The following is a 4,089-nucleotide window of genomic DNA, read 5'->3' as shown; positions in this document are numbered from 1 at the left end:
GTTTCAGGGATATTATGAAATGGTCAATGGAGTGCTTGATCCCAGTAAGCCATATGGCCCATTCAGTTATCCACCAGCTGATCCAGATGGCTTTGTCAGGGTAGTAAAGCTGAAAGTAGTAAAAGGTTCTGATGGTAATTGTAAACTGGTGAGGGAAGTTGTAAGCTATAAGAAGGGAACATCCGTACCATCAACTGTAGGAGGGGCGATGGCCAGTGTAAATGACGAAATAGAGTTTCTGGATAAAGTGCCGGGAGCTGCCACAGATGAGCATCCTATTGAATGTCCGAAAAATCAGCCAGGTGCCACAGGTAATAACTGGAACCTTGATCAGTATGTGCAACATCGTGGAGCCGATCTGGGAAATTTCCTGAGAAAGTCAACGAATAACAATGTAAAGATTATCCTCTATGACTGCGCAACTAATAAAGCTAAATACACCATTGGAAAAAGCGGTGTAGTGAATAAAATTTCGGGGACTGCGCAAGACCAGGAACTCAATTCTTTTAATAATCCAACTTCTTCAGACCCGGATGTACTTATTAAAGGGTGCATTGATAATGCCGGGAAATGGAATTATGACCTGAAGTTAAACCCCGCAAAGGAAGGACAAGGTCAGGTCCATCCGAAAATGCAGGCTAAACTGACCCAGATCAAAGAAGTAATAAGGAAGCATGCTGATGAAGAGGTTAAACTATTGAAGAAAGTTGGTACGATGAACCTTAATGAAGCTGCGAAAATTGACGCCGGAAATGGAGAATATTTCAAAAAAGCAAATATGGATCTATTCCAGTCACTTGCTGCGATTTGTGATATCGGCAAATCAATGATTAAAACTGGAGCCATGCCTGAAACCGTGTGGGATCAAGGCAGAAGAGCTGCAGGAGTTCCTGCACCTACTGGAGTAAAAGCAAATTTTGATGCCAGTCCTTTCAGCCTGCCGTCAGCTGCAGCCGGCTGTACCGATCAGATTGGCGACGAAATCACTGGCGTAGTTCAGCTCGTTGAGACAGCTTATGAATGTATCCGGCATCCCCGTCAAACTTTCACGAGCCTCTGGGACGGAGTAAAAGGAATGGACAGTGAAAAGATCAAGCAAATCCTTAGTAATGCCAGCGGACACGCAAATTATGTTGCTGGAGGAGACCGTAAGTGGTATCAGGGAGGGAAACATGGAGTACAAGCTTCCATGATTCTGATTTCAGGGTTGAAGACTATTACAAAGGGAATTGATGTAGTCAAGAAATCCGGAGATAATATAAGCGATATTCAGAAGTTTATACCTGAGGGATCTACCAATCATCCGGCTTCGACTGCACTCAAAAATGCATCGGATAACGGACTGGTTGTTGAAAAGATCAATGACAAAAGGTTGTTGACAAAGAATGTGGATGGTGGTGAAAATGTGATGGTTGTTGTTGAGAAAAATGCTGCTGATACAAGAGTGTATAAGTATAATAAGAACGACTATAAGGATGCAAATGGCAACCTGCCTACCGATGCACAGGTGGAGCAATTTGTTAAACAGGATTTGAACGAGGTGCAAATGCCGCCACACACATCACAGCCACCTGATTTCCCTGACCAGGGGCCGCCAGCAACTAATGTCAGTTATAACCCACAGGGCAGGAAAAATTTGGGCTGGAATAAGGAACTCAATGATCTTCCACTAAAGACGAATCATACATATGTTACAAAACATGCATCCTTTCTTACGGATGCAAATGGAAAAGTTACCAAAGTAGAGATTCCGACTCTGCAAAAAGACCCTAACTTTGATTACAACAATCTCAGAAATACTCATCAACAAAAAAAGGCAGTCTTGGATAAAAATGGGATACATGGTACAGATCAGGGAGGGCATTTATTGGGAAGTCAATTTGGTGGACCAGGTGAGCAAATTAACCTTGTTCCAATGAAGCAATCCCTTAATCAACCTCCAGGCGAATGGTGGCAAATGGAACAAAGTTGGGCAACGCAGGTTAGCAATGGAATAAGTATCACAAATATCAAAATTGAAGTAGTTTACGGAACAAATTCAAGGCCTACTGGGTTTAATGTGGAGTGGTTTGAGAATGGAACAAAACGAACTAAATTTCACAATAATAACTGATATGGAAAAGTTGCTTAAAGATGTCTCAGAAACAATAGTTGAAAAAATGAGGGTGCAGAACCCCACATGGAAAACATACTATTATAAAGTTAATGCAGCACCATCTCCAAATGATAGTTACAGCATGGAACAAGTGAATTTAGATGACCCGTCGAACCAGGAATATGATTCAGTCTGGTTTTCGGAACTGTCTTTAAAAATGGCGGATATTTTTCGGAATGCTAATAAAGAAAAATTGATTAATGTACTCAAAATCCATGTTGAAGACGAAAAAATATGCAACATTGAGTTGTATTGGGACCAAGCAGTAAAAGATGAGTACGAGAAGTATATTCCTGCGAGCATGAGGGGGAAATATCATATTTGGTATATGCCTCAAAGTGAACCAAGTCCGCCGCAAGAAACATATGAAATGGGTATGCTAAAAAAACATATTGAACTCTTACCCAAGGAAGAGCCCGCTGTTTCACAATCAGAGCTTGCGGAAAAATCACTAGAAGAACTTTACAGATTATTCGACCCTTACATCAGAGACAATACAACGACACTTTGGGATGGTGGTTTAATTGAAATCAAGGAAAACTATTCGCGGGAATATAGCGGTGAAATTATGCTATACTATTTCCATCCTGAAGATTCAATCAAGTTGAGATCTAGTTATGCTCAAATCGATTTGCCTAATGTGACGGAAAGAATGATAAGTATTTACCAGGCAATCCAATTAGCAACTAAGCTTATAGATCCTGGTGTGAAATGGAATTCCTTATATGTTTCCATTGAAAAAAATGGAATAATTGAAGCGAATTATGAGATGAACGGAGAAGAAGTTTTCATTAAGTAACAAGTGCGTTTTGACTTTTTCATTATACACAGTTATTTAAAAAATCGACGATGGCGTTTTGGCGTATTGTTCATGTCACACACGAACAAAAAAAATTAAATGAAAGACATATTGAATGAGCTACGAGCAAAGCTGATCAGATTGTTAAATGAATCACTAAATCGAGATTGGTCTTCATTAGAAATAATAATAGACTTTCCCCCATTTATCAACAGAGGATTTAAGACCTTCCAAATTCCGAAAGATGATGCTGGAGAGGTAATTAAAAACATGAGAGTAGTTCGTTTTAACGACGATTACATTAAGTCATTCTATAATGCAATTTTTAGTTTAAATCAGGATTCGAAATACAATCGAATAATATTTTTAGCGGAGAAAAGAAACGTGGAGGAAGCCACTATAAAGATTCTTTTCGATAATGATGTAAGTGAAGATTTTTTTAAACCTATCTCAAAATCTGAACTTGACCAGCTAATACCATGGTGGCGAAATCCTGAAGAAGTCAAAGATCTGGAGGTTGAACACCTGTCTATGGAGCCTATGAATAAAATTTCCGAACCCGAAGCTTCCCCATCAGCCAACAAACCTGACCAAATTCAGACTTTGCCAAAAGTAGGAGTAAAATTCAACACTGCAGCACTTACACTTGACAAAGCTTTCGAGGAATTGAACAAAGCAGTAACCTATCCTAATGATCCTCTCTGGGATGGTGGCTATTATTCCATTACCTACGAGAGCGCACGCTGGACCGGCGACTGCGGCTTATACCTGTTCAATTCTCTGGAAGGCAAGGAGAAAAAATGGCGTGCAGATGAAGTTCCATGTAAATTGTCTATCACCGAAGAGATGAAAGTATTGTTTCTGTTCATCCAGGAAGAATATACAAAAAGTAATCCAACTGTATTTTATGACACGCTGTTTGTTACCGTACAAAGCGATGGTAAGAGGTATACGACTAACTTTGAGCTCGAAGGCGTAGAAGTTTCACCTAACGCCCCGCCATCACCAGATGTTATAGACGCGGCATATCTTTGCCAAAACCTACAAAACTGTTTGGCCTATAACGCTCCGGAAAATTTCCAGTGGATCTGGGAAGTACTGAAAAAAACACAAACGGCAGAAGGCAAAACACAGC

The 4,089-nt window shown here is 40.2% G+C and carries 3 protein-coding genes; all 3 read left to right on the top strand.

Features of this window, described 5'->3' with window-relative positions:
• Positions 1-2,113, top strand: a 2,113-nt coding sequence (locus QZT69_RS00310; RefSeq protein WP_294669355.1) for a DNA/RNA non-specific endonuclease, incomplete at its 5' end; no start/stop codon positions are given.
• A 1-nt stretch (position 2,114) separates the two neighbouring features.
• On the top strand, positions 2,115-2,954 hold the full coding sequence (locus QZT69_RS00305; protein ID WP_294669351.1) for a hypothetical protein: 840 nt from the start codon (positions 2,115-2,117) through the stop codon (positions 2,952-2,954).
• 99 nt (positions 2,955-3,053) lie between these two features.
• A partial coding sequence (locus QZT69_RS00300; RefSeq protein WP_294669349.1) for a hypothetical protein occupies positions 3,054-4,089 on the top strand: 1,036 nt, incomplete at its 3' end.

Origin of the sequence: uncultured Fluviicola sp. (assembly GCF_902168135.1) — a bacterium.
Taxonomy (GTDB): Bacteria; Bacteroidota; Bacteroidia; order Flavobacteriales_D; family Crocinitomicaceae; genus Fluviicola.
The sequence above is the reverse complement of the archived record's forward strand: the minus strand, read 5'-3'. Positions and strand labels throughout refer to the sequence as shown.

Excerpts from the sequence above, each read along its gene's own strand:
- QZT69_RS00305 (WP_294669351.1), top strand. The coding sequence starts at position 2,115 with ATGGAAAAGTTGCTTAAAGATGTCTCAGAAACAATAGTTGAAAAAATG.